Origin of the sequence: Clostridioides sp. ZZV14-6345, assembly GCF_020657775.1 — a bacterium.
Lineage (GTDB): Bacteria > Bacillota > Clostridia > Peptostreptococcales > Peptostreptococcaceae > Clostridioides > Clostridioides difficile_D.
In genome coordinates, this window is sequence record NZ_JAGWCX010000053.1 from 21,764 (window position 1) to 28,059 (window position 6,296).

At 28.4% G+C, this 6,296-nt stretch carries 6 protein-coding genes; 5 read left to right on the plus strand and 1 reads right to left on the minus strand.

Going from position 1 to position 6,296, the window contains the following annotated elements; all coding sequences use genetic code 11:
* The 5 genes from KGF39_RS13895 to KGF39_RS13915 all read left to right on the plus strand — a co-directional run bounded on the left by KGF39_RS13895 (window position 1) and on the right by KGF39_RS13915 (window position 5,651).
* A complete protein-coding gene (locus KGF39_RS13895; protein WP_227822752.1) occupies window positions 1–1,134 on the plus strand; it encodes an amidohydrolase/deacetylase family metallohydrolase in 1,134 nt (377 codons plus the stop codon).
* A 17-nt stretch (window positions 1,135–1,151) separates the two neighbouring features.
* The gene (locus tag KGF39_RS13900) at window positions 1,152–2,258 is read left to right on the plus strand and encodes a DgaE family pyridoxal phosphate-dependent ammonia lyase (protein WP_227822753.1); all 1,107 of its coding nucleotides are present in this window, start codon (window positions 1,152–1,154) and stop codon (window positions 2,256–2,258) included.
* A 52-nt stretch (window positions 2,259–2,310) separates the two neighbouring features.
* Window positions 2,311–3,051 carry a 2-dehydro-3-deoxy-phosphogluconate aldolase gene (gene dagF, locus KGF39_RS13905; RefSeq protein WP_227822754.1) on the plus strand — a complete coding sequence of 247 codons (741 nt, stop codon included), beginning with the start codon at window positions 2,311–2,313 and terminating at the stop codon, window positions 3,049–3,051.
* A 4-nt stretch (window positions 3,052–3,055) separates the two neighbouring features.
* Entirely contained in the window at window positions 3,056–4,048 is a 993-nt protein-coding gene (locus tag KGF39_RS13910; protein WP_227822755.1) for a sugar kinase, read from the plus strand.
* Window positions 4,049–4,817: 769 nt separating this feature from the next.
* Entirely contained in the window at window positions 4,818–5,651 is an 834-nt protein-coding gene (locus KGF39_RS13915) for an ABC transporter permease (protein ID WP_227822756.1), read from the plus strand.
* Window positions 5,652–5,937: 286 nt separating this feature from the next.
* Here KGF39_RS13915 and tnpA read toward each other — a convergent pair.
* Window positions 5,938–6,296, minus strand: a 359-nt coding sequence (gene tnpA, locus KGF39_RS13920; RefSeq protein WP_227822757.1) for an IS200/IS605 family transposase, incomplete at its 5' end; no start/stop codon positions are given.

Here is a 6,296-nt window from a genome sequence, read left to right on the forward strand (position 1 = left end):
GTGAAGATAGACATATTAATAAAAGGTGGAAAAACAGTAGATAAAAGTATAATTGATATAGCTATATTAGATAATAAAATAATAGAAGTAAAAAATCAGATAGATGATTCTAAGTATCAGGCAAGCCAAATTATAAACCTAGATGGAGATAAATTTATTAGTGCGGGGTGGATAGATATACATACACACTGCTATGAAAGACTAGACCTTTATAAGGACTATCCTGATGAGGTTGGAATAAAAAGTGGAGTTACTACTGTAGTAGATGCAGGAACAACAGGAGCTTTAGATATAGACAAATTTTATGAAGATACTAAAAAGTATAAAACAAATGTATATGCTTTAATAAATATTGCTAAGCAGGGAATAACATCTCAAGATGAACTTTCAAATATGATGAACATTGATGAAGACAAACTTAAAAATGCAGTTAAAAAATACAAAGATTTTATTGTTGGAATCAAAGCTAGAATGAGTAAAAGTGTTGTAATTTCAAACGGTATTGAACCTTTAAAATTAGCTAAAAGAATAAAGAATGAACTTAATCTACCTATGATGGTTCACTTTGGTAGCTCTCCTCCAACGATAGAGGATATATTCGAATATATGGAAAAAGGAGATATATTAACTCATATATATAATGGAAAGCCAAACGGAATACTTAGAGGTAATAAGGTTAAAAAGGAAATTATAGAAGCTAGAGAAAGAGGTATAATCCTTGATGTAGGTCATGGTACAGAAAGTTTTAGTATAGATGTTGCAATGAAATCTAAGGATGCAGGGATTTTTCCAGACACCATAAGTACAGATATATATATTAAAAACAGAATAAATGGTCCAGTCTATAACCTGTCTACAACAATGGAAAAGTTTATATATATGGGCTATTCACTTGAAGATACAATAAATAAAGTTACTAAGAATGCAGCAGATGCAATAAGTTTAAAAAATAAAGGTTTAATAAAAGAAGGATATGATGCTGATTTAACTATATTTGATGTGGTCAATGAAGAAAAAGAACTTCAAGATTCTTTGAGTAAGTCAGTAATCACAAACACATCTATAAAGCCAAGAGCGGTAATAGTTAATGGAGAATATTTGAATATAGGCGAGTCTATAGAAGAGAATGAGTAGAGGGGAGAAACTATTGTATGAGTAGTATATTTGAAAAGTACTCTGTAAGACGAGTTATAAATGCTTCGGGAAAGATGACTATACTAGGAGTATCAACAGTAGATAAGGAAGTTATTGAAGCAATAGGTGAAGGGTGTAAAAATTTCTTTATAATAGAAGAACTTGTAAATAAAACAGGTGAATATATAGCAAATTTATTAGGGTGTGAAAGTGCAGTAATAGTTTCTAGTGCATCTGCTGGGATTGCACAGAGTGTGGGAGCAGTAATAGCAAAAGATGATATGGGTCTAGTTTACAATGTAAATAGTCCTAAGAAACAAGTAAAAAGGGAAATAATAATTCCAAAAGGGCACAATGTTGATTATGGAGTTCCAGTAGAAGTAATGATAAGACTTGGAGGAGGAGAAGTTGTTGAGGCTGGTTATTCCAATATGTGTAACAAGGAACATATAATAAGAGAGATAAATGAAAATACAGTAGCAATTATGTATATTAAATCGCATCATTGTGTTCAAAAGAGTATGCTGAGTGTGTTAGATGCAGTACAAGTTTCCCAAGAATATAATTTACCTTTGATAGTAGATGCAGCGGCAGAAGAAGATTTAAGTGTATATTATGAATTGGGCGCAGACTTAGTAATATACAGTGGTGCTAAGGCTATAGAGGGTCCTAGCTCGGGGTTAGTAATAGGTAAGAAAAAATACATAGATAATGTAAAGCTTCAATCAAAGGGTATAGGAAGGGCTATGAAAATAGGAAAAGAAAATATCATAGGTCTAACATGTGCAATTGAGAGATATATAAATAATGATAAGGTAACTTTAAAAGAAATGGTGGACAAGCTAAATCCATTTATAGATAAGATAAATACTCTAAAGGGAGTGAGTGCTAGTATAACTAGAGATTCAGCAGGTAGAGAAATACTTCGTGGAGAAATTGAATTTAATGAAGATATAATAAATAAGTCAACACAACAAATTATAAATGAACTTAGAGGAGGAGAGATAGCCATATACACTAGGGACTATAAGGCTAATGAAGGTAAGATTGAGATTGATATAAGGAGTGTAACTGGAAGTGATTTAGATATAATCTATAATAAAATAAAAGAGATAATAGAATAAGTGACATTATAATGATTTAATAAATTAAATTTTACCAATGGAGGGAATAAATATGAATTGTATACCACAATATTATAAAAATAGAGTTTGTTTAAATGTTCTTGCAGGAAGCATAAAAAATGCTAAAGAAGTATATGATGCTTGTGATGGGCATGTACTAGTAGGAGTATTATCGAAGAATTATAGCACTATAGAAGCAGCTATTGAAGATATGAAAAAATACTCAAAAGAAATAGATAATGCAGTATCTGTTGGACTTGGAGCTGGAGACCCAAATCAGTCAAATATGGTATCTCAGATTTCTAAAGAACTTCAGCCACAACATATAAATCAAGTGTTTACAGGTGTGGCTACATCTAGAGCATTGCTTGGTCAAAATGATAGTATAATAAATGGATTAGTTTCTCCAACTGGTAAACCAGGATTTGTAAAAATATCTACAGGTCCATTAAGTTCAAAAGAAAAAGATGGTATAGTTCCTATAGAAACAGCCATAGCCATGATGAAAGATATGGGAGGAAGCTCAATTAAATTTTTCCCTATGGGAGGACTTAAAACAAAGGATGAATATATAGAAGTTGCAAAAGCTTGTGCAAAGCAGAATTTTTATCTAGAACCAACAGGAGGTATAGACTTAGATAACTTTAAAGAAATAGTTCAAATTGCACTTGATGCTGGTGTAGAAAAAGTTATCCCTCATGTTTATACATCAATAATCGATAAAAAAACAGGTGATACAAAAGTGGAAGATATAAAAACACTTTACAAAATAATGAAAGAATTATTGGGATAGATTTATGAATATATTAGCTTTTGGTGAAATAATGATGAGACTGTCAGTGCCTGATTATAAGTTCTTAACACAAACCAATGAACTAAATTATGTAATTACAGGTACAGGATTAAATATATTATCTGGGCTTAAGAACTTTGGATACAATACCTACATATTGACAAAATTGCCCAATAATAACGTAGGCAAAGCATCAAGTGCAAATATAAGAAAGCTTGGGGTAAAAGATGATTTTATTACATATGGAGGAAATCATATAGGAGTATACTTTCTTGAAAGTGGATATGGAGAAAGGCCTTCAGAAGTGACTTATTTAAATAGGTTAAATAGTTCATTCTGTGAGAGTAGATTACAAGACTATGATATTGATAAATGTCTAGAAGGAATTGATGTAGTCCATATTTGTGGTATTGCTATGCAACTTACAGATTCAGTTAAAGAGATTGCTTTAGAACTAGCTAGAAAGTCTTATGAAAAGGGGATAAAAGTATTCTTTGATTTTAATTTTAGACAATCACTAAACCCAGAAAAGACTTATGATGATTTAGTAAATGATTATAAGAAAATACTACCATATTGCCACGGATTATTTGCTAGTTATAGAGATATAAATAAAATTCTTAATATAGATAATCTAGATATAAAATCGAGTTCAGAATTGATTAAAAAAGAGTATGATATAGATATTGTAGCTGGAACTATGAGAAGATTTGATGATATGAATAATAGATTTATAAAGGGATATATATCAAATAATGATGGTTATTTTGAAAGTAAAGAATATAAGTTGGAAATATATGACAGGGTTGGTGCTGGAGATGGATATGTGGCAGGAATTATATATTCATATTTGGAAAATATGAGTAATGAAGATATAGTTGAGTTTGGGGTTGCTAGTTCGGTGTTAGCCCATACAACTTATGGAGATAATTCTTTAGTAAGTACAAGTCATGTATTTAGATTGATGAATAATGAAAAAGTAGATATATTGAGATAGTATTTTTATATAGAATAAGATTATTAAAAAATGAAGGCTTGTTAAAAAGCTTATTATTAGTAAAAGTAATAGATTATAAGTTATCATTTTCTAAGATGAAATATTAATTACACCACACTAATGTAAATGGATAGAGATATTGATGATAACAAAGAGAACAGTTAATTGAAATAATCTAAAGAAAATAGAGTAAAATATATAGACAAGATTATAATAAATATATTCGAAAAAGCATTCCAGTTGGAGAACTAAAATGCCCAGTTGAGATAAAACTGTTGAAAAAGAAAGTATAGGATGTTATCTTGTAAACATAGAAGATTTAGAAATGATAAAAATTATCAAATCTTTTTTATACAAGGTAACATCCTTTTTAAAAGATGAAATTGTAGAGTTCATAGTAAAGATGTGAAGGGTATGACTTATACTATTTCTGTACTAAGCCAATATGTAAAATTATAAATAAATTGATAACAAATAATTATCATAATTCATCGCCTATAGATTGTGCAATTAAAAATATAAAATTAATTTATTAGAAAATCTTATATATTAATGAGATTAAAAAATATAAGCCATTTCTTTAAAATGAAATGGCTTATATCTTTACAAGGGGGTAAAAATATGAAAAAAATTAAACCTATCAAATAAATATATAAAAGCGTATAAAGGAAGGTCTATATCAATTTCAATAAGTATAGTACTTTCAATAGCTCTTATCGTAGGAGTTAGTATTTTAAATGCAACTAATAATAATCTCGAACTTCAAAATATGAGATATGAAAATGGAATCTATAGTGTTAACTTTGAGGAAATAAATAAAAATCAAATAAAAATGTTAGAAAAAAATAATACAATAGAAAATTTTGGATTAACTTCGGTATACAAACAAACCTCAAGTGAGGAACGTCAAAGTATAGATATAGTAGGAGCAAACAATAGTTATATAACGAGTAATTCTAAGGTAGTAAAAGGTAGGCTTCCAGAAAAGAAGAATGAAATGGTAGCAGAAGAGTGGGCTTTAAGAAATTTTGGTATAAAACCAGAAGTAGGACAAGAAATAACATTAAAAGTTTACAATGACAAAGGTGAAACAGAGGAAGAAACATTTAAATTAGTTGGAATAATAAGTGATAGAGCTTTAGAAAAGTCAGCTGCTAGATTAGATTTATTTATACCTATAGATTTGGATAATTATTCACAAATACAAGCATATGCAAGCTTTAAAGAAGGAACAGACATATATAATGAGGTAAATAAAATATGCAAAAATCTTAATATAAAAGATAAAAATACCATTATAAATAGAGATATGGCAGATCTTGAGATTTCAAATGCTTCTATAAATTTAAAAGATATGCAAGTAGTGCTTATTATGAGTTTTATATGTGGAATAGTTATATATGGAATATTTAATATTTCTATATATAAAAGAATTAGTGAATATGGAATTTTAAGAGCTGTAGGATATAATAATTTCAAAATATTCAAATTAATATTACAAGAGCTATTGAGTTTATACAGTATTTCAATACCTATAGGATTAATATTAGGTACATTTGGAGCTAGAGTACTAGATATAAATAGCATTAGTTTATTTGAATAATAAAAATAGTAATAAGAAGTATTAAAATAAATTTTTACTTAAACAATACATATAAATATTTCTAGACTTGATTTATTTAATGACATTTCTGGGAAAAGACTTATAGTTGTTAAATGCAGTTCTTTTTATACTATTATTAAATAGCAAATTAAAAACTAAATAATAAGTAAGTAGAAATAGCATTAACCATATAAAAGTGGCTAATGCTATTTTTATAATCAATATTAATCAATTTTTATAAGATAAGGCGTAAAACCACTATACCTTTAGGTTAGTGGATGTAAGCTTATCCCTGATTATGTATATATCTTTCAATAGTTTCCTTAGAAATAGCTCCTATACTACAAGCAAAATATCCATCTGACCAAAAAGTCTTTTCCTTCCAAAAATATTTGTTAAGGTATAATTGATTATTATTAATTCGCCAAATTCTATAAGTTGAAATCTGCTTGAACCATCTTACTATCTCCAATATAGAAACTGTCGGTCTGTATTTAACTAATAGATGCACATGATTTTTATCAACTTCCATTTCAACCATGATCAAATCTTTTTCTTTTGCTACATCACTAAGAATATGTTTAATTTCATCGCCAAATTTAATTAGCAAATTTTTTCTGTATTTACATACAAATATCAGATGTA